This window comes from Stenotrophomonas sp. STK17_22 (genome assembly GCF_051983905.1).
GTDB classification, from domain to species: Bacteria; Pseudomonadota; Gammaproteobacteria; order Xanthomonadales; family Xanthomonadaceae; genus Stenotrophomonas; species Stenotrophomonas maltophilia_A.
Genome location: NZ_CP197010.1, coordinates 3,309,150 through 3,328,844, shown reverse-complemented (window position 1 = coordinate 3,328,844; position 19,695 = coordinate 3,309,150). Strand labels below are relative to the sequence as shown.

General features: G+C 67.3%; 19 protein-coding genes. 10 read left to right on the top strand and 9 right to left on the bottom strand.

Features of this window, described 5'->3' with window-relative positions:
* Window positions 1-90 precede the first annotated feature (90 nt).
* From ACSYS9_RS15625 to ACSYS9_RS15610, 4 genes are read left to right on the top strand one after another with little or no spacing between them, the layout of a single operon-like run.
* The gene (locus tag ACSYS9_RS15625) at window positions 91-870 is read left to right on the top strand and encodes a hypothetical protein (protein ID WP_071227489.1); all 780 of its coding nucleotides are present in this window, start codon (window positions 91-93) and stop codon (window positions 868-870) included.
* A gap of 52 nt (window positions 871-922) precedes the next feature.
* The gene (locus tag ACSYS9_RS15620) at window positions 923-1,768 is read left to right on the top strand and encodes an energy transducer TonB (RefSeq protein WP_071227490.1); all 846 of its coding nucleotides are present in this window, start codon (window positions 923-925) and stop codon (window positions 1,766-1,768) included.
* Window positions 1,768-2,640 carry a hypothetical protein gene (locus ACSYS9_RS15615; RefSeq protein ID WP_071227491.1) on the top strand — a complete coding sequence of 291 codons (873 nt, stop codon included), beginning with the start codon at window positions 1,768-1,770 and terminating at the stop codon, window positions 2,638-2,640. Before ACSYS9_RS15620 ends, ACSYS9_RS15615 begins: the two co-directional genes overlap by 1 nt.
* A 13-nt stretch (window positions 2,641-2,653) precedes the next feature.
* The gene (locus tag ACSYS9_RS15610; RefSeq protein ID WP_071227492.1) at window positions 2,654-3,172 is read left to right on the top strand and encodes a hypothetical protein; all 519 of its coding nucleotides are present in this window, start codon (window positions 2,654-2,656) and stop codon (window positions 3,170-3,172) included.
* Window positions 3,173-3,218: 46 nt separating this feature from the next.
* Here ACSYS9_RS15610 and ACSYS9_RS15605 read toward each other — a convergent pair whose 3' ends face one another.
* The 6 genes from ACSYS9_RS15605 to hutI form a co-directional block, all read right to left on the bottom strand.
* Window positions 3,219-5,330, bottom strand: coding sequence for a TonB-dependent receptor family protein (locus tag ACSYS9_RS15605; protein WP_071227493.1), 2,112 nt, complete (start codon window positions 5,328-5,330; stop codon window positions 3,219-3,221).
* Window positions 5,331-5,517: 187 nt separating this feature from the next.
* Window positions 5,518-6,954: a serine hydrolase domain-containing protein gene (locus tag ACSYS9_RS15600; RefSeq protein ID WP_071227494.1), complete on the bottom strand. Its 1,437-nt coding sequence runs from the start codon at window positions 6,952-6,954 to the stop codon at window positions 5,518-5,520.
* 150 nt (window positions 6,955-7,104) lie between these two features.
* Complete coding sequence (gene hutU / locus ACSYS9_RS15595) at window positions 7,105-8,772, bottom strand: urocanate hydratase (RefSeq protein WP_071227495.1); 1,668 nt, start codon at window positions 8,770-8,772, stop codon at window positions 7,105-7,107.
* Window positions 8,769-9,623, bottom strand: coding sequence for an N-formylglutamate deformylase (gene hutG / locus ACSYS9_RS15590; RefSeq protein WP_071227496.1), 855 nt, complete (start codon window positions 9,621-9,623; stop codon window positions 8,769-8,771). Before hutG ends, hutU begins: the two co-directional genes overlap by 4 nt.
* Window positions 9,620-11,161 (bottom strand): histidine ammonia-lyase, encoded by a 1,542-nt coding sequence (gene hutH, locus ACSYS9_RS15585; protein ID WP_071227497.1) that lies wholly within the window; start codon window positions 11,159-11,161, stop codon window positions 9,620-9,622. The genes hutG and hutH overlap by 4 nt, the downstream gene beginning before the upstream one ends.
* Entirely contained in the window at window positions 11,158-12,381 is a 1,224-nt protein-coding gene (gene hutI, locus ACSYS9_RS15580) for an imidazolonepropionase (RefSeq protein ID WP_071227619.1), read from the bottom strand. Before hutI ends, hutH begins: the two co-directional genes overlap by 4 nt.
* A 67-nt stretch (window positions 12,382-12,448) precedes the next feature.
* Here hutI and ACSYS9_RS15575 point away from each other — a divergent pair, with 67 nt between their 5' ends.
* The 4 genes from ACSYS9_RS15575 (at window position 12,449) to ACSYS9_RS15560 (ending at window position 15,253) form a co-directional block, all read left to right on the top strand.
* Window positions 12,449-13,819 (top strand): formimidoylglutamate deiminase, encoded by a 1,371-nt coding sequence (locus ACSYS9_RS15575; RefSeq protein ID WP_071227498.1) that lies wholly within the window; start codon window positions 12,449-12,451, stop codon window positions 13,817-13,819.
* Window positions 13,820-13,847: 28 nt separating this feature from the next.
* Window positions 13,848-14,576: a histidine utilization repressor gene (gene hutC / locus ACSYS9_RS15570; protein ID WP_071227499.1), complete on the top strand. Its 729-nt coding sequence runs from the start codon at window positions 13,848-13,850 to the stop codon at window positions 14,574-14,576.
* A gap of 94 nt (window positions 14,577-14,670) precedes the next feature.
* A complete protein-coding gene (locus ACSYS9_RS15565; protein ID WP_081352248.1) occupies window positions 14,671-14,847 on the top strand; it encodes a type II toxin-antitoxin system HicA family toxin in 177 nt (58 codons plus the stop codon).
* 13 nt (window positions 14,848-14,860) lie between these two features.
* A complete protein-coding gene (locus ACSYS9_RS15560) occupies window positions 14,861-15,253 on the top strand; it encodes a type II toxin-antitoxin system HicB family antitoxin (protein ID WP_005410188.1) in 393 nt (130 codons plus the stop codon).
* 110 nt (window positions 15,254-15,363) lie between these two features.
* Here ACSYS9_RS15560 and ACSYS9_RS15555 read toward each other — a convergent pair whose 3' ends face one another.
* The 3 genes from ACSYS9_RS15555 to ACSYS9_RS15545 all read right to left on the bottom strand — a co-directional run bounded on the left by ACSYS9_RS15555 (window position 15,364) and on the right by ACSYS9_RS15545 (window position 17,457).
* A complete protein-coding gene (locus tag ACSYS9_RS15555; RefSeq protein ID WP_071227500.1) occupies window positions 15,364-16,374 on the bottom strand; it encodes a restriction endonuclease in 1,011 nt (336 codons plus the stop codon).
* Between the two features lie 235 nt (window positions 16,375-16,609).
* Entirely contained in the window at window positions 16,610-17,101 is a 492-nt protein-coding gene (locus ACSYS9_RS15550) for a phasin family protein (protein ID WP_071227501.1), read from the bottom strand.
* A gap of 80 nt (window positions 17,102-17,181) precedes the next feature.
* Window positions 17,182-17,457 carry a polyhydroxyalkanoic acid system family protein gene (locus ACSYS9_RS15545; RefSeq protein WP_005417302.1) on the bottom strand — a complete coding sequence of 92 codons (276 nt, stop codon included), beginning with the start codon at window positions 17,455-17,457 and terminating at the stop codon, window positions 17,182-17,184.
* Window positions 17,458-17,582: 125 nt separating this feature from the next.
* Here ACSYS9_RS15545 and ACSYS9_RS15540 point away from each other — a divergent pair, with 125 nt between their 5' ends.
* Window positions 17,583-18,389 (top strand): FHA domain-containing protein, encoded by an 807-nt coding sequence (locus ACSYS9_RS15540; protein ID WP_032127717.1) that lies wholly within the window; start codon window positions 17,583-17,585, stop codon window positions 18,387-18,389.
* 217 nt (window positions 18,390-18,606) lie between these two features.
* Window positions 18,607-19,692, top strand: a complete 1,086-nt coding sequence (gene serC / locus ACSYS9_RS15535) for a 3-phosphoserine/phosphohydroxythreonine transaminase (RefSeq protein WP_071227502.1) — start codon at window positions 18,607-18,609, stop codon at window positions 19,690-19,692.
* The last annotated feature ends 3 nt before the right edge of the window (window positions 19,693-19,695 follow it).

The following is a 19,695-nucleotide window of genomic DNA, read 5'->3' as shown; positions in this document are numbered from 1 at the left end:
CCGCTTACGCGTGCCCGGCAAGGATGTCCGCATGCAGTATCAGGTTTTCGAGCTTCCACGCTGCACGATCTGCGGCATCCAGCGGCGCCGATGAAACGCACCCGTTTCTTTACACGCAGCCCATTGAAGCTGCCGGCTAATCGCGGCAGTGAAGTCGTGCGCGCGCGGCAGCATCTGCAGCAGCTCGGCTGGCCGCGCCTGCAGATGGCGCTGATCGTGGCCCTGACCGGTGCGGCCGGTTTCCTCGCCTCGCACCTGCTGCGTCTGGCCGGTATCGACGCGATGCTGCTGCGCTACCCGATGGCCGTGCTGCTGGCCTATGGCGTATTCCTGCTGCTGATGTGGATCTGGATCCGCTGGCGCTGGGACAACGTGCTGGATGGCCTGTCGCCGGATGTGGGCAGTGGCAGCCCATCGCCTCGCGGAAGTGCCGTGGAACCACCGTGGAGCGGCGTCGGTGGCCGTTCTGGAGGTGGCGGCGCGTCAGCTTCGTGGAATGAGTCGGCGCGGGTCAACGGCGACGATGCCGGTGAGCTGCCATTGACCGGCCTGGCCGAAGACGAAGCGGGCCTGCCGTTGCTCGCGATCCTCGGCCTCGTCGCGCTGCTGGCGACCGTTCTGCTGGCCAGCGTGTGGGTGGTGTGGTCGGCGCCAGTGCTGATGGCCGAGCTGCTGGTGGACGCGGCCATTGCCGGAGGCCTGTACCGGCGCATGCAGGGCATGCGGGAGCAGGGATGGTGGCGCGTATGCGTGACGCACACGATCTGGCCGCTGCTCGGCCTGCTGCTGTTCTTTGCTGTGCTGGGTTGGCTTGCGCAGGCGCTGGCTCCAGGAGCGACCCACCTGCTGCAGGTCATTCAAGCAGTGTAGCGCCACGTTCCCGGCCGATATCCCAACCTGCTTCATTTCTTCGAGGAGCTTCATGCGACAGCGCATTGCACGGAAGCGCATCCTGACGACAGCGGTCGTCCTGTTCGTGGCTGCTGGCGCAGCGCTGATGGCCAGCGTGCGCCCGCAGTGGCGGCAGGATGTCAGCCCGCCTCCGATCAATCTGGGAACGGCACGGATGCAGGCCGAGGTGATGGCAGAGCTCATCGACCTGCGACCGACACCGCCAGGAAAGCCGCCAGTACCACCGATTCCAATGAAGGCAGTCTCCTCCCCGATGCTGACTGGCAACAGTGCGTTCGCGACCGCGGAGGTGCCACTGGCAGATGTCGCGCCAGCACACTTCGAGCCGCGCGGCTGGGAACCCGACATGCCATTTGCAGTGATGGAATGGACTGCGCCTTCCTGCGGTGAAGGAGACCCCGTCCCGGTCTGCCAGGTTCGTCACAGCGTCGTCGAGTGGCGCGATGATGACAGTGCGGCGTCCTTTCAACTTCAGCAGCATCTGGAGGCGATGCTGCAGGTTGCGAACCGCCGGGCTGTACGCGTACCCGACCTCGCGTTTGAGCTTGCGCATGTGCGAGCGCAACGGATGACGTGGGACGAGCTTCAGCAACGGCGCGCACGCGGCGTCGAGGGATGCACGGGTGGCCCGGGCAATCCGGATCTGGGCGTTGTCTATCTGCAGCGCCCTGTGTTCAGCCTGGACGGGAACTGGGCAATGGCATCGATCGCCTCGGATCTGTGCAGTGGAGGAACGGCGATGCGCGCCCTCTACCTTCTGCACCGCAGCAAGGGCGGATGGGAGCGTGTTCGAGTGGATCCTGTCCGCTATATGAGCTTTGGCCACGGCCTGTGGCCCGCGTTGCCGGAGTCGTGATGACAGATACCTCGTTCAAGCCGGACCGTGACTGCCAACAACGGATCGTCTGGCGACGCATTGCGTCGTTGGCGGCGGCGCTGTCGGCTTTGGCTCTCATGGCCGGAGTCTGCAGCCTGCGCCCGAGGTGGCGGCAGGCGATCGGTCCGCCATTGGTCAACCTGGGAACGGCGCAGATGCAGGCGGAGGCGATGGCGCTGGCGATCCGGCAGAGGCCGCCTTTCTCCCCTCCACCTCCGCCAGAGCCGCAGCCAACACCAGTTCTGCCATCGCCGCTGAGCGAGGTGCCCACAGCACCGCAGACGCCGTCCACGCGTGTCGATCGATGGCGCCCGCAGGAGCAGCCACAGTTGACCGACCCGGTGGGGGAGGACATCTACGTGATGGAGCAGACCTTGCCCTATTGCTGGCCGGGCAGCAGTACCTCCACCTGCCAGGAGGTGGACGATCTGGTCCTGCCGCTGGACGATTGGTGGCCGCAGGACATCCATGCGCTGCGGTTGCAGCTGCAGGCGGACCTGGTTCCCGCCAATCGCCGTTCCACGCCAGTGCCTGCGGCCGCATTGGCCGGTGCGCAGCGGATGGACAGCGCGGGGCTTCGAGCGCTGCGGGAGCAGGGGTGCGGGGCAACGGTGCATGGGCCGACTCGGACATACGACCACGTCGTCTATCTGACCCGGCCCGTTTTCAGCGTCGATGGGCAGTGGGCTATGATCGCGGTCGCCTGGGATTCGTGTTCCGACGATTTCGTCTACCGGGAGCTTGTCGTACTGCATCGGGAACAAGGACGCTGGATGGCCGAACCCCCGGAACGGGGTCTGGGCGGCGTATGGGACGGCCGCGTACTGCGGCCCTGGACGTACAACCACTGACGAGGAAGAGCGCATGGATGTCGCTGCACGCAGGAACAGGATGTTGTTTCGTTGGATCATGGTGACGCTGCTGGCTGTGTTGTTGCCGTTTGCAGCACTGGCACAGCCTGCAGCCGGGCAGGCCGATGGCGCCGAAGCCGCTACTGCCGCGGAAGAGGCGCAATGCCGCGCCTGCACTTATGAGCGCATTGGGCCCAAGGTCGATATCGGCCTGGTGGCCCTGATTTCGCTGCTGGTGGTGGGCCTGTTGGTGGCGGTATCCCGCGAATGGGGTACCACCTCGCAGCGCTGGACCTGCCGAACGCTGGCCCTGTTGCTGGTGGGTTTCGGTGTGGCGTTGCTGTGGTGGGCTGGCAGCATCGTCTACCTGGGCTACAACCCGTGGCAGGAAATGGCTGCCCCCGTCGATGGCTCGCTCACATCGACACTGCTCACTACCTCACCGAAGTGGTTGGCGGCGATGGTGCTGATCGGCTTCGCGCCGTCCATCTGGAAACGCAGCGAGCGCCTGCCGGCGTGGCGCATCAGCTGACATTGAAACGGCGGCGCTGGATCACACCCGGCGCCGCCTGCGGTCATCAGTCAAAGCGCAAACGCACACCAGCGTAGATGCCACGGCCTTCGCCCGGCGTCGAGCGGGCAATATCCTTGCCGGCATCGTTGTAGCCTGGCGTGACCGTGGCGGCGTAGTGGCGGTTGCCGATGTTGCGCATCTCCGCCCAGGCCTGCCAGCGACCGCCGGGTGCGTCGTAGCCGATGCGGCTGCCGAAGATCACATGGCTGTCAGCCCAGTAGCTGTTGGCGTAGTCCACCGCGATGCGCGAGGCGTATTCGGTATTGAGCGCAGCGTACAGGCCGGACGCGTGATCGAAGCGCAGCTCGGCCTGGTAAGCGTGGCGCGGCAGGCCGGGCAGGCGGTTGCTGCCGAAACGCGCATCGTGGCGATAGCGGAAGTCACTGAAGGTGTACGCCTGGCGCAGCGACAGGCGGCCCGGCGCAGCCTGCCACAGGGTGCTGTCCAACCCGGCTTCGATGCCGCGGTGAACGGTGGGGCTGGCGTTGTTCTCGGCGATGAACAGGTTCGGCACCGGTTGCAGTTCGACGCTCAGCAGTTCGTGGTTTACGTGCGCGTAGTAGCCGGTCAGTTCCCAGCGACCCAGCGCCGCGTCACCGCGCGCGCCCAGTTCCAGCGTTGTGGCGGTCTGGTTCTGCATCGGCACCGGCGTGCGCTGGCGTCCGGTGGACGGGCCATTGCCCGGCCTGAAGTACTGGTTCGAGCCCCAGATCATCGACCACGGGTGCGGTGCTTCCACCGAGCGGCTTAGGTTGCCGAACCACTGGGTCTGGGCGCTGTGCTGCCAGGTGAAGCCCAGTCGTGGCGCATAGTCCCAGTCGTGGTCGCGCAGGCGGCCGCCGCTGCTCGGCCAGGTCACCTGTACATTCCGACGGGTGTTGATCAGTGCCAGCCCGGTCTGCATGCGCAGGCGGTCATTGAAGGTGAGGGTATTGCCAACGTGCAGCGTGCTGTCGGTGCCGTGGTGGCGGAAGTCACGCGTGCGCGTGCCGGTGGCATAGCCGTTGCTGGCAAAACGCAGCGACTCGCGCACATCGGCGTCCAGATCGTGGGTGACGCGCAGGCCGACCGTGGTTTCGCTGTCCAGGCCGAACAGCCGGTGGCGGTGGCGGTAGTCCAGTGTGGCGTTGAGGTTGGCGTAGTCCAGCTGCTGGCGGTACAGGCTCTCGTTCAAGTCCATCGGGTACTTGTGATAGACCAGTCCCGCCTGCAGCGAGGAATCCTCATCGATCTGCAGCGTGGTGACGTTGCCCACCCACGTGCTGCCGGGCTGCGGGCGACGTGCATCGATGGCCAGGTTGGCTGGGTTCGCCGCGTGCGGGTCATTGCGGATCTGGTCGCGGGTCAGGCGACCGGGTGCTTCGTGATTGGTTTCGCGGTAGCGCACGAAGAAGCGCGTCTGCAGGTCGGGCGTGATCTGCCAGCCGATGTTGGCCATCGCGCCTTTGCCATCGCCGCGCGCATGGCGCTGATAGCCATCGAACTCGGTATCGGTGTAGGCCAGGAAGTAATCGACATCGCCACTGACGCCGCCCCAGCTGATGCCGCGCTTCTGGTAGCCACGGCTGCCGGCTTCGTAGTGCAGTTGCACGCCCGCCGAATCACGCCCGCTGCGGCTGACGTAATCGATGGCACCGCCCAGCGCCAACGCGCCGCGTTCGAAGCCGTTGGCGCCGCGCAGGACTTCCACGCGCGACAGCCACAACGGCTCCAGCAGCTCATAGGGCGTACCACCCGGGCCGGTCAGCGGCAGACCGTCGATCGACACAGCGATGCCCGAGGCGTGCGCACCCGGGCCCCGGTTGATGCCCGACCCACGGATCGAGATCTTGGTGCCTTCGTTGCCCGGCGACTGTGCGCTGATGCCCGGCTGGTAGGCCAGCACATCGGCACTGCTGGACAGGCGGCTGTCGGCCTTGGCCACGTCGATGACATTGCTGGCGCCGGGCACGCGCGTCAGCGCCGCGCGCGCCTGCGCGCTGGCATCGGCAGCGGCGGTGACCTGCACGGCATCCAGCGTGGTGGCCTGCGGGGCCGCAGCGGCGGTGGAGGAGAGGCCAAGAGAAACGGCCAGGAACAACAGCGACGGGGCGGGGCGGTACGACGAGAGCGACATGCGGGAATGCTGTAAACCACGAAAGTGGCGCGCAAGTTAACAGGTCGGCGGCGTCACGTCACCCATCGGCGGCGTATGGCCGCCCGCGCTCCTTGTAGAGTCGAGCTTGCTCGACTGTCTTTCGCTTTCTGTAGAGTCGAGCCTTGCTCGACTGCCTCTGTGTCCCGGAGTCGAGCACGGCTCGACTCTACAGAGCCGGCTTCGCCAGCGCCTTGGCCTTTGCATACAGCCGATCGGCCGCTTCCTTCTCACCCAGCGCCGCATGGCATTCCGCCAGGCTGTCCCACGCATTTGCCGAATCCGGATACAGCTCGGTGTTGAGAGCAAATACCTTTACTGCCTTGCGTGCCCCGAGGCTCTCGCGGATCGCGTAACCATCGGCATTGATCGCGCGTTCCAGTTCACTGGCAGCAACCTTGTTGCTGTCGCGCAGCCAGCGATGCACAGCTTCGGCCGCGCCAGCGCTGTCATCCAGCGCATACGCGATCAGTCGCTCGGACAACACCGTATGTGGGAATTCCTCCGGCGCGGCCACCGCCATCGTGCTCTCCACCAGCGTGCTCGACCAGACATTGCGGGCGCTGCCGTTGGTCAGGTACACGAATACCCAGTAACCGCTGGCCAGCGTGCCCTTGTAGGCCAGCCGTGCCCGCACGCGGGTGCCACCATCGTGGCCGACCTGGGTGTAGCCGTCGCTGCGAGTGGTGTCCCAACCGGTGGAGAAGAAGTTGCTGCCGCCGCCGCTCAGCTTCTGCGGCTGCCAGAGCGTTTCCAGCGTTGACGTGCGCAGCAGCTTGCCGGTCGCCAGCGCCTGCAGGAACCGGTTCATGTCGCCCACGGTGGTCTGCAGGTCGGCGTGGCCCCAACCGTAGCCCGGCCAGGGGTCTTCGTTCGCTGGCTGCAGCTGGCCGTCCTTGCCGATGTAAGGCACTGCCGCGCGCGTGGCTGGGACGCTGGTGACGCCCCATGAGGTGCTGGTCATCTTCAGCGGTTGCAGGATGCGTTCGCGCGCGATGGCCGGGTAGGGCTTGCCGCAATGCGCTTCCAGCAAGGCGGTCAGCACCAGGTAGTTGGCCTGGGTGTACTGCACTCGGCTGCCGGTGACGAACTGCATCGGTGTCGCGCCGGCCACCTTCAGTGCAGCGCCAAGGTTAGGCGCCACTCCGGTGTAGCCCTTGCTCACCCAGCGGTTGTCCACCCGGTCGTAATACTCGCCGATACCCGAGCTGTGGTTGAGGAAATCGCGTACGTGAATGGTCTGCCATGCCGTCGGTAGGTCCGGAACATAACGGCTGGCCGGTGCGTCCAGATCCACCTTGCCCTGGTCGACCAGCTGCATCACCAGTGTGCTGGTCAGCAGCTTGGCCATGGATTGCGCGGCGAAGATGGTGTCGACAGTGGCAGGCACATGGGCAGCGGGATCGCGTTCGCCGCTGGCGCCCTGGTAGAGCACCTGGCCGTTGTGGGCGACCAGTACCGCCTGGCCGGCAATGCCGTAGCGCTCGCGGTTGCTCTGCAGTTGGGCGTGGAGCTGTGAAGAGAGGCCGACGCGGAGGTCACGCGCGGAAGCGGGCGGAGCAGCGAACAGGGCGCAGAGCAATGCAGCAGCAAGGGTGCGGTACATCGCGGTGATCCGTCAGCGGTGATGGCGCATGTTGGTCAGCGGCGGGGGAGCGGGTCAAGGGCACCGATTCCCGCATCAGGGAGAGCCGGCCAGCGGCCGGCACTACCCTACGCTTCCGGTAGTGCCGGCCGCTGGCCGGCACCCCTGCGATCAGCCCAGGATTCCTGGCAGATCCAGCCCCTTTTCCTTCGCGCAGTCGATCGCGATTTCATAGCCTGCATCGGCATGGCGCATCACGCCTGTGGCCGGGTCGTTCCACAGCACGCGGCCAATCCGCTTGGCCGCGGCCTCGGTGCCGTCGCAGACGATCACCATGCCGGCGTGCTGCGAGAAGCCCATGCCGACGCCACCGCCGTGGTGCAGCGACACCCAGGTCGCGCCGCTGGCGGTGTTGAGCAGGGCGTTCAGCAGCGGCCAGTCGGACACCGCATCGGAGCCGTCGGCCATCGCTTCGGTTTCGCGGTTTGGCGAGGCAACGCTGCCGCTGTCGAGGTGGTCGCGGCCGATCACCACCGGCGCCTTCAGTTCGCCGTTGGCGACCATCTCATTGAACGCCAGGCCGAGACGATCGCGGTCGCCCAGACCCACCCAGCAGATGCGCGCGGGCAGGCCCTGGAACTTGATCTTTTCGGCGGCCATGTCCAGCCAGCGGTGCAGGTGCGGGTTGTCAGGAATCAGTTCCTTCACCTTGGCGTCGGTCTTGGCGATGTCTTCCGGGTCACCACTCAGTGCGGCCCAACGGAACGGGCCGATGCCACGGCAGAACAGCGGGCGGATGTAGGCGGGTACGAAGCCCGGGAAATCGAAGGCATTGGCCACGCCTTCTTCCAGTGCCATCTGCCGCAGATTGTTGCCGTAGTCCACGGTCGGTACGCCCAGCGCGTGGAAGCCGAGCATGGCGCGGATGTGGTTGGCCATCGATGCGCGTGCAGCCTTCTCCACGTCCTTCGGCGCACTCACGCGCTTTTCGTCCCACTGCTCGACGGTCCAGCCCTGCGGCAGGTAGCCGTTCACCGGGTCGTGCGCGGAGGTCTGGTCGGTCAGCAGGTCCGGCTTCACGCCGCGCGCCAGCAGTTCGGCCAGCACGTCGGCGACATTGCCGAGCAGGCCCACCGACTTCGGCGTGCCAGCCTTGCATGACTCGTCGATCAGGCGCAGCGCTTCGTCCAGATTGTCAGTCCAGGTATCCAGGTAGCCGGTGCGCAGGCGCATGTCGATGCTGCTCTTGCGGCATTCGACGGCCAGGCACGAGGCGCCAGCCATCACGGCAGCCAGCGGCTGTGCGCCGCCCATGCCGCCGAGGCCGCCGGTGAACAGCCACTTGCCGGTCAGGTCGCCACCGAAGTGCTGGCGACCCATTTCCACGAAGGTCTCGTAGGTGCCCTGCACGATGCCCTGCGCACCGATGTAGATCCAGCTGCCGGCGGTCATCTGGCCATACATGGCCAGGCCCTTCTTATCCAGCTCGTTGAAGTGGTCCCAGTTGGCCCAGCGCGGCACCAGGTTGGAATTGGCGATCAGCACGCGCGGCGCATCGGCATGGGTGCGGAACACGCCCACCGGCTTGCCCGACTGCACCAGCAGGGTCTGGTCATCGTCCAGGCGCTTGAGGGTTTCGACGATGGCGTCGAAGCTCTCCCAGTCGCGCGCGGCGCGGCCGATGCCGCCGTACACCACCAGTTCCTGCGGGCGCTCGGCCACGTCCGGGTGCAGGTTGTTCATCAGCATGCGCAGCGGCGCTTCGGTCAGCCAGCTCTTGGCGTTGAGCGTGGTGCCGGTCGGCGCGGCGATGGTGCGGGACGGGTCGTTGCGGGTCATGCGGCGCTCCGGTTCGTAGCGAATTCAAGGCAGGCGTTGAGCACCTGCGCCAGGGTGTGGCGCAGCGGTGCGGCGTGGTCGGGGTCGAGCGGGGTGGGCCAGCTGTGTTCGTCCACCTGGTCCGGCAGGGGTTCGTGCATGTAGCCGCGGCAGGCCAGCTCCATCTGCAGGCTGTGCACGCCGCCGGCGACGTTGCTGTAGTGGCGGGTGATCCAGCCGCCCTTGAAGCGGCCGTTACGCACCTGGCTCATGCCACTGATCTTCAGCAGGTTCTCCACCACATCGCTCAGCGCGTTGTCGCAGGAGGTGTCCGGCGCGCCGGAGGGGCCGGCGGTACCGAGATTGAACTGCGGCAGTTCACCGTCGAACAGGTGCGGGATATGCGAGCGGATCGAATGCGCGTCGTACACCACCACGGTGCCGTGGCGTTCACGCAGGCGCGTGATCTGCGAAGCCAGCGCATCGTGGTAAGGCAGGAAATACGTGTCGCGGCGACGGGCTATTTCCGTTTCATCCGGCTCGCGGCCCGCGTGGTACAGCGGCTGGTTGTCGAAGGTGGTCAGCGGGCACAGGCCGGTGGTGTTCTGGCCCGGGTACAGCGACACGCCGCTGGGATCGCGGTTGAGGTCGATCACCGAACGCGAGATCGCCGAACGCACCGTGGTCGCGCCCATGCCGCGCACGAAGTCGTACAGTTCGTGCACCCACCAGTCGGCGTCGCGACGGGCCAGCCACGGCGAGTGGTAGTCGCCGATCAGGTCGTGCGGCAGCTCGCTGCCGGTATGCGGAAAGCTGACGATCAGCGGGGCATCGCGTTCGTGCACCGTCAGCCATTCGGGATGGACATTCATGCCTGCGGTTCCACGGTTGGCAGAAGCCCGGCCAAGCCCTGCGCCAGCGCGCCACTGCGCACCAGGTTGGTGGCGGTCACCATGTCCGGGTGGAAGTAGCGGTCTTCTTCCAGCGTCGGCACCTGCGCACGCAGGGTGGCGCGCACGGATTCGAGCGCGGCACTGGAGCGCAGCGGCGCGTGGAAGTCGCAGCCCTGCGCGGCGGCCAGCAGCTCGATGCCGATCACGTTGGCGGCGTTCTCGGCCATCTGCATCAGGCGGCGCGCACCGTGTGCGGCCATCGACACATGGTCTTCCTGATTGGCCGAGGTCGGGATCGAATCGACGCTGGCCGGGTAGGCGCGCTGCTTGTTTTCCGAGACCAGCGCGGCGGCGGTCACCTGCGGAATCATGAAGCCGGAATTCAGGCCCGGGCGTGGGGTCAGGAACGCCGGCAGGCCGGACAGCGCCGGGTCGACCAGCATCGCCAGGCGGCGCTCGCTGATCGAGCCGATCTCGCACACCGCCATCGCCAGCATGTCGGCGGCGAAGGCCACCGGTTCGGCGTGGAAGTTGCCGCCTGACAGTGCCTCGCCGGTATCGGTGAACACCAGCGGATTGTCGGACACGCCGTTGGCTTCGATTTCCAGCGTGGTCGCGGCCTGGCGCAGGATGTCCAGCGCTGCGCCCATCACCTGCGGCTGGCAGCGCAGGCAATACGGGTCCTGCACGCGCACGTCGTTGTCACGATGCGATTCGCGGATGTCCGAGCCCTGCATCAGCGTGCGCAGGGTGGCGGCCGTGGCGATCTGCCCGCGCTGGCCGCGGATGGCATGGATGCGCGGGTCGAACGGGGTATCCGAGCCCTTGGCCGCTTCCACCGACAGCGCGCCGGTGACCAACGCGGCCTGGAACACGGTTTCGATCTCGAACAGGCCGGCCAGCGCATAGGCGGTGGAGAACTGGGTGCCGTTGAGCAGCGCCAGGCCTTCCTTCGCGCCCAGCTCGATCGGTTGCAGGCCGGCACGTGCCAGTGCGTCGACCGCCGGTAGGCGTTCGTCACCGATGAAGGCTTCGCCGACGCCCAGCATCACGCTGGCCAGGTGCGAGAGCGGCGCCAGGTCACCCGAGGCACCCACCGAGCCCTGTGCGGGCACCACCGGCAGCACACCCTTGACCAGCATTGCTTCCAGCAGCAGCAGGGTTTCCTCGCGCACGCCCGAAGCGCCCTGCGCCAGGCTGACCAGCTTCAGCGCCATCATCAGTCGCACCACATTCGCCGGCATCGGCTCGCCCACACCGGCCGCATGCGAGAGCACGATGTTCCGCTGCAGGGTAGCCAGGTCCTCGCGCTCGATGCGCACGCTGGCCAGCTTGCCGAAGCCGGTGTTGATGCCATAGACCGGCGCGCCCTTGGCGACGATGGCGGCCACGGTCGCGGCACTGGCACGCACCACCGGCAGCGCGGCCGGGTCCAGTGCAAGCGGCGCACCGCGATAGACCTGCCGCCACTGGGCGAGGGTGACATGGCCGGGGCGAAGAACCAGGGTGTTGCTCATGTGTTGCTCCAGGAGGCAGGCAGGTCGGGCTGTCCGCGCACCACGCGCGCGTGCAGCGGGTTGAATCCAATGCGATAGACCAGGTCGGCGGGGGCGTCGATGTCCCAGATCGCCAGGTCGCAGTCCATGCCCACGGCGAGGCGGCCGATGCGCTCGCCATGGCCCAGTGCGCGCGCCGCTTCACGGGTGAAGCCGGCGATGCATTCGTCCACGGTCAGGCGGAACAGGGTGGCGCCCATGTTCATCGCCAGCAGCGGGCTGGTCAGCGGCGAAGTGCCCGGATTGCTGTCGGTGGCCAGCGCCAGCGGCACGCCGGCCGCACGCAGCGCAGCGATCGGCGGCAGGGTGGTATCGCGGGTGAAATAGAAGGCACCGGGCAACAGCACGGCGACGGTGCCGGCGGCGGCCATCGCGGCGATGCCGGCCTCGTCCAGATGTTCGATATGGTCGGCCGAGAGGGCACCGAAGCTGGCGGCCAGTTCAGCACCATGCTGGTTGCTCAGCTGCTCGGCATGGATCTTTACCGCCAGCCCGTTAGCGCGCGCCGCTTCTAAGACCTGCCGCGCCTGTGCCGGCGAGAAGGCGATGTTCTCGCAGAACACGTCCACCGCTTCGGCCAGGCCTTCGGCGGCGATGGCCGGAATCATCACATTGCACACCTCGTCGGTGTATTCCTGTGCTTCGCGGCCCGGCGGAATCGCGTGTGCGCCGAGGAAGGTGGTCACCACGTTGACCCGGCATTCCTCGCCCAGCGCACGCGCCACCTGCAGCTGCTTGCGCTCGTCGGGCAGGGTCAGGCCGTAGCCGGACTTGATCTCGAGGGTGGTCACGCCCTCGGCGCGCATCGCCAGCAGGCGCGGCCGGCTTTCGTGCGCCAGCTGTTCCGGTGTGGCGGCGCGGGTGGCGCGCACGGTGGAGACGATGCCGCCGCCGGCACGGGCGATGTCGGCATAGCTGACGCCCTGCAGGCGCTGCTCGAATTCGTTGGCGCGGTTGCCGGCGTAGACCAGGTGGGTGTGGCAGTCGATCAGGCCGGGCGAAATCCAGCGGCCTTCGCCGTCGATGCGGGTGGTCGGCTGCAGGTGGGCATCGCTGCCGGCCGCGCCGACATGGACGATGCGGCCGTTGGCGCAGGCCAGTACGCCATCGCGGATGACACCCAGCCCCTCGCCATCGAGGGTGATCAGGTGAACGTTGGACCAGAGGGTATCGACGTGCATGGCATCCACAACGCGGCTGTGCTTATATGTCTATACAATATAGGCGTCCATTTCGGGTTGTCCAGCCATGTCCGATTCGCGTTCCCCGCACAGTTTCCATGCCGCCCACGCCCTGCTGGCCGACGGCTGGGCCCGTGATGTCCGCCTGCAGGTGCAGGACGGCCGCATCACGGCGATCCACATGGGGCAGGGCGCCCAGCACGGCGACACCTGCGTCGGCATCCTGGTGCCGGGCCTGCCCAACCTGCACAGCCACGCCTTCCAGCGCGGCATGGCCGGGCTGACCGAGATCGGCGGCGGCGACGGTGACAGCTTCTGGAGCTGGCGCGAGCTGATGTACCGCTTCCTGGCCCATCTGCGCCCGGACGCAGTGCAGGCCATCGCCGCCCAGGCCTACATGGAAATGCTGGAAAGCGGCTTCACCCGCGTCGGCGAATTCCACTACCTGCACCACGATGCTGACGGCCGGCCGTATGCCGACCGTGCCGAGATGAGCGCGCGGATTGCGGCGGCGGCCGACCAGACCGGCATCGGCCTGACCCTGCTGCCGGTGTTCTATGCGCACGCCGATTTCGGCGGTGCGGCGCCGAATCCCGCGCAGCGTCGCTTGATCCACGATGTGGACGGTTTCGCGCAGCTGTTGGATGCCGCCAGGCCGGCATTGGCCGCGCTGCCCGATGCGGTGCTCGGCATTGCCCCGCACAGCCTGCGTGCGGTCACCGGAGAGGAACTGAGTGCCCTGCTGCCGCTGACCGACGGCCCGGTGCACATCCACATCGCCGAACAGGTGCGCGAGGTGGAGGCCTGCCTGGCCTGGAGCGGCCAGCGCCCGGTGCAGTGGCTGTACAACCATGCGCCGGTGGATGCGCGCTGGTGCCTGGTGCATGCCACCCACATCACCGATGACGAGCGCGCGGCCATCGTCGCCAGCCACGCCGTGGCTGGCCTGTGCCCGATCACCGAGGCCAACCTGGGCGACGGCCTGTTCCCGATGCAGGCGTTCGCGCGCGAAGGCGGTCGCTTCGGTGTCGGCTCCGATTCCAATGTGCTGATCGACGCGGCTGAAGAACTGCGCCTGCTTGAATACGGTCAGCGCCTGACCCTGCGCGGGCGCAATGTGCTGGCTCCGGATGCCACCCGCAGCACCGGCCGCTTCCTGTTCGAGGGCGCACTGCAAGGCGGTGCACAGGCCCTGGGTGTGGCCGCCGGCCTGCAGGTCGGCGCCAGTGCCGACCTGGTCGAGCTGGATGCCGCACACCCCGCGCTACAGGCGCGGCAGGATGACGCATGGCTTGACAGCTGGGTGTTCGCCGCACGTAATGGCGCGCTGCGATCGGTCTGGCGTCATGGCCGCCAGTGCGTGGCCGACGGCCGCCACCTGCAGCGCGAGGCGATCACCACCGCCTTCGCTGCCGCCCTGCGTGGCGTGCTGGGCTGATCGCCTCCCGCCACCGAGACCCCATCACGTGAAGGCCAGCAAGTCCGCCACGCTCAACCAGCGTATCCGCAGCGATCTGGAAAGCCGCATCCTCAGCGGAGAGTGGGCGCCGGGCTTCCGTATTCCGTACGAGCACGAGCTGATGGAGCAGTACGGCTGCTCGCGGATGACGGTGAACAAGGTGCTGACCGCGCTGGCCGAGAGCGGCATGATCGAGCGGCGCCGCCGCGCCGGTTCGTTCGTGGCGCGGCAGCCCCCACACCTGGAGCAGGTGGCGCTGGAGATTCCCGATATCGCGATGGAGGTCGGCTCGCGCGGCCATCAGTACGCCTATCGTCTGCTGCAGCGCGAGCTACGCCTGGCCGACGCTGGCAATGCCGGTGAAGTGGAGCTGGCCGGCCAGGAGACGCTGCTGGCGATGCGCTGCCTGCACCTGGCCGATGGCCGTCCGTTGGCGCTGGAGCACCGCCTGATCAGCCCGGTGGGCGTGCCCGAGGTGCTGGAGGTCGATTTCAGTACCACCGCGCCGGGCAGCTGGCTGCTGCAGAACGTGTCGTGGACCCGTGCCCAGCACCGCATCAGTGCCTGGGGCGCGGACACCGCCACCGCCAAGCTGCTGGAGGTGAAGCCCGGCACCGCCTGTCTGGTGATCGAGCGCCTGACCTGGCGCGGCGAACAGCCGATCACCCGTGTGCGCCAGGTGTTCCTGGGGGATGCCTGGGATCTGGTGGCGCGCTTCGCGCCGGGCGCGCGATAGGGATTCCATCCACGCATGGCGTGGATCTACTGGGCCGGAACGACTGTCGCCTTGAACTCTGTCGGGGCGTGTGTGCGATGTGTATCGTCCCTGCATGAAGAGCAGGGACCCCATCCGGGATCTGGAAGCGGCAGGTTGGATCTGTCGTCGAATCCGCGGATCCCATAATGTATTCGTGCACCCGCAGCACCCTCACATCATCACCGTTCCTCACCCAAGGAAGGATCTGGGGAAGGGCTGGTGCAGGCGATGCGGATGCTCGCAGGACTGACGTAGGAGGGCCCATGCGATATCCAGTCTTGATCGAGGCAGGCGATGAGCGCACCGCGTGGGGTGTGGTCGTTCCGGATCTGCCGGGGTGCTTCTCGGCGGCCGATACGCTTGATGATGCGCTCAGCGCTGCCGAGGAAGCTGCACTCGCCTGGATTGATGCGGCCCTGGATGAGGGGCGTTCGATTCCGACACCTTCCGCGCCGCAGAAGATCGCCGCCGAGGCATCCAAGGACATCCGTTGGATTCTTGCGTACATCTGCATTGATCCGGCCCTGCTGGACGACACCATCGAGCGGGTCAACATCAGCCTGCCACGCCGGATCCTGGCGAGGCTGGATGCGCAGGCCAGAGCGGCAGGTGAATCGCGCTCCAGTTACATCGCCCATCTCGCGGCATTGGGCTGAGCAGGCGCCATGTAGAGCCGAGCCATGCTCGGCTGCTGTTGGCGCGATGCGCGATGAGTCGAGCGTGGCTCGACTCTACAAGGGCACCCACGCATCTACGGACATCCCAATCAATACGTGGCGCACTGCCGCCAGCGCACCGGCTCATCCACGCCGGGGCGGGCGTTGAGCTGGATGCGCACGTTGCGCAGGGCGGGGTAGTGCAGCACTTCCTCGCAGACCTGTGGCCACACCGCGTCCAGCTCGCCCGTGCGGTTGATCGCCAGCGTCTGCCGGGTCAGCCAGACCCCGCTGGCGATACCGGGCTTGCCGGCCAAGGCGCGGGAAAGATCGGCCTGGAAGCGCTCCAGCGTGGCGGCATCCGGGTTGGGGTTGCTGCGCGCGTCGGCTGAGGGCGCGGCCGGTGCAGGCGCAGCGGCCGGCGGCGTGGTGGCGGGGGCCGGCGCCGGTTCGGGCACCGCTTCAACCGCAGGCGCAACCGGCGCGGGGGTGTCCGCCACCTCGGCAACAGGCGCGGCGTCCTGCACATGCAGCCCTTGCAGGCTCAACCCCACCAGCAGGCCCAGCGTGACCGCGCCGAGCGCGGCAATGGCGATCCGGCGCAGGGCTTCATGGCGGGCGCTGGCGCGCACACGGGTTTCGATTTCCGCCGGCAGGTAGGGCTGCAGCAGCGGCCACAGGCGTGGACCGTCCAGCACCTCGACCGCCTGCTTCTCGGCAGCGCTGCGGCCGTCGCGTTCCATCCGGCCTTCGGTCAGCAGCACGCCGCCCTTGGCGCCGGCCAGGCGCGCAGCAGCCCCCAGCTCGTTCACTGCGGCGGTGCCGATACGGTAGGCAAGGCCATGCTTGCAGGACACCAGCCACTGGTTGGGGCCGTCGCTGAGCAGGAAGTCGCTGCTTGGCTCGCGGGACTCCTCCGCCGGGTCATTCAGTTCACGCAGGCCGCGCTGTTCGCGCAGCATGCGCTTGACCAGTACCGAGAACTCGCGCCAGTGCATGCCGGCCAGGGCTTGCAGGCCGAGTTGCATCTCCTTCTGCCGCCGCTTGATCCACCACAGATAGACAACAGCCAGGGAACAGGTAAGCAGGGCCGACAGCAGGGCCAGGATCCAAGGGAGCATGCAGGAGGTGCGCGGAAGGGGCGAATGCGAGGACGACAGTGTAAAGGTCGTGCCGCATCGCTGGGTCAGGAGGTTCCTGACAGGAAACGTGATGGCGCGCGCAGATCGGTATACGGCGGACACGAAAAACCCGCCAATCCTGAAGCCGTGAGGGGAGGGAACAAACGGCAGCCGAAGCGATTGGCGGGTTGCTCGCGATTGTCAATCAAAATTTATTGCATTGCAACAATGGCATTCAGGGCACGCTGTCGGGCGACTGATGGCTGCCCGGGACGGGAGCATCGGCGCCCGAAGCGGCACGGTTCTCCAGCTTGGCCAGGCGCGCATGCAGGGCGTCGATGCGGGCTTCCAGCGCGGTCACCTCGTCCGCAGTGGGGACATGCAGGCGCTTGAGCACGCCCTGCACTTGGTCATCGAAGGCCTTTTCGACCTTGTTCCAGGTGCCAGAGGCCTTCTCGCGGGCCTCATCCAGCGAGGATTCCACGTTGTCGCGCCAGCCCGGGCCCTGTTCGCCGTGGCGTTCACGGCGGCGGGCCTCCCAGGCTTCGCCTTCCTTCACCAGGCCGTCGAAGAAGCGGCTGCCTTCGGCCTGTGCACGGCCCAGGGCGCCCAGGCCGGCCAGCCAGACCTGCTGCGCCGAGTCACTCAGCTTGCGCGAGAAGCGCTCGGCCTGGTCACCGAACGAGGCGTCGTCGTTGCGGCGGTCATCGTTTTCGTACTGGTTCATCGCACTTCCCGTGGGAGTTGGGCCTGCCCCGAGAGTAGCGCGCGATGGCGTTGCACGGCCGTGACGGCCGCCGCCGGGGTTCAGCCCAGCTTTTCCTTCAGCACGCGCTGGATCTCGCCCTCGACCATGCCCTTCATCGCCGACAGCAGGAAGCCCAGCTTGGCCGTCACGCGCACGGCGCCCGGCTGCAGCTCGATCGCACCGTCCACGCCGCTGCCAGAGAAGTTCAGCACGTCGGCGGTCCAGGACGACTTCAGGCCGAAGCGCTCGGACAGCTTGGCGGCGACCTGTTCGATCGCGGCGCGTGCCTGTGCGTCGGGCAGGGCGTGGGCGTGGCGGACATCGATGGTGGACATGCAGGCTCCTGGCGCAGGGCGGGGATGATCAATGAGGGCGAGCATTGTGCGCATCGAGGGCCGTCGCGCCAAGCACTCATCGCAGGTTCTTCTTCGTTGGCGGCCAACCTGCTAGGCTGCGCCGCGTGCAGAACCTGCTTGTTCACTTCAGCCAACAACAACAGCCCGACCAGCCGCTGCGGCCCGGGGTGCAACGCATCGTGCGCCAGGCCAATGGCAGTGTGAGGCTCGGCGACGCCGGCCATGGTGCCCTGCTGCTGGCGCAGTTCTGCGTGGATGATCGCGGCCTCTGGCTGCAGGTCGGCAACGGTATCCGCGGCATTCATGTGAACGGTCGCCCGGTGCGGCGCATGGCGCTGCTGCGTGCGGGCGATGCGGTGTATGTGGACGGCGTGGAAATGGTCCTGCAGGGCGAGGTGGAGAGCCTGCTGCAGGCCCCCGCACCGAACAGCGGTGACGGCACCAATGAGCAGCAGCGCCTGCTGCGCGGTGTCGGTGGCCTGCACCATGGCCGCAGTTTCACGCTGTCGCGGTCCCGCCTGATCGGCCGCGGTGGCGACGCTGACATCGAGATCAATGAGCCGGCCTTCGCCGAACAGCACGCCCGCGTGGAAGTGCATGGCGAGCGCGTGCTGTTGCGTGACCTGGGCAGTGCCGATGGCACACGGGTCAATGGCGTGGCCGTGCGCCACTGCTGGCTGCAGGCAGGCGACCAGGTGGTGTTCGATGGCCAGCACCGGTTCGTGCTGGAAGTGCCGCATGACCCGCGCCGGCGCCCGCTGCCGGATGAAGACGAGTCCAGCCAGGACGCCGAGCAGGCGCCGGTGCTGCCGGCCGCGCCGCGCAAGGTCCGGCGCTGGCCGTGGCTGCTGGTGAGTGCGCTGCTGCTGGCCGCACTGCTCAGCCTGCTGCTCTGGTTCGGCGCGCGCTGATCTGAACCGGCCGTATCCGCTCTGGTAGGTGCCGACCTTGGTCGGCACGCTCCTTCGGCGGGGATGACGCCTGACGGCGTACGCCGACCAAGGTCGGCGACTACCGGGGCAATGCTGCTGGCCAATGGATTCCAATGAAACCAAATTTCCCTTGCCGCACAAGGCCGCAAGGCTGGTGCACTGCGGCATACTAGGGGTCTTGCCCCACAGGTGTGACATGACGCGCGCGTTCAACTTCAGTGCCGGCCCTGCAACCTTGCCGGAATCGGTCCTGCGCCAGGCGCAGGCGGAAATGCTGGACTGGCACGGTACCGGTGCTTCGATCGTGGAAATGAGCCATCGCGGCGCGGAGTTCATGTCCGTGGCCGCCGAGGCCGAGGCCGACCTGCGTCGCCTGCTCGACATCCCCGACGACTATGCGGTGCTGTTCCTGTCCGGTGGCGCCACCACCCAGCAGGCGCTGATCCCGCTCAACTTCGCCAGCCCCGGCCAGCGTGCCGACTACGTGGTCAGTGGTCACTGGGGCAAGACCGCGGTCAAGCAGGCCGGGGTCTACGTCGACGTCAACATCGCCGCCAGCAGCGAGGCCAACGGCTACCGCGAGCTGCCGGCGCGTGCCGACTGGCAGCTGTCGCGCGATGCCGCCTACGTGCACATCACCGCCAACGAGACCATCCACGGCGTCGAGTTCCGTGATGTGCCCGACACCGGCAACGTCCCGCTGATCGCCGACTTCAGCTCGTCCATCGCCAGCGAACCGCTGGACGTGCGCCGTTATGGCGTGATCTACGCCGGCGCGCAGAAGAACCTCGGCCCGGTCGGCATTGCGGTGATGATCATCCGCCGCGACCTGCTTGAACGCAGCGGACAACCGCGTGCGGACATTTTCGATTACCGCTCGCACGTCGCCCGTGATTCGATGCTCAACACGCCGCCGACCTGGAACTGGTATCTGGCCGGCCTGGTGTTCAAGTGGATGCTGGCCGAGGGCGGCGTGGCCGAGTTCGCCAAGCGCAATGCCGCCAAGGCAGCGCTGGTGTACGGCGCCATCGACGGCTCCGGCGGCTTCTACCGCAACGAGGTCGCACACGCGGCCCGTTCGCGGATGAACATCCCGTTCTTCCTGCCTGATGCCGAGCTTGATGCCCGCTTCGTCGCCGAAGCCAAGGCCGCCGGCCTGCTGGCGCTGAAGGGCCACAAGGTAGTGGGTGGCATCCGCGCCTCGCTGTACAACGCCATGCCGCTGGCCGGGGCCGAGGCGCTGGTCGCCTTCATGGCCGATTTCCAGCAGCGTCACGGCTGAGCA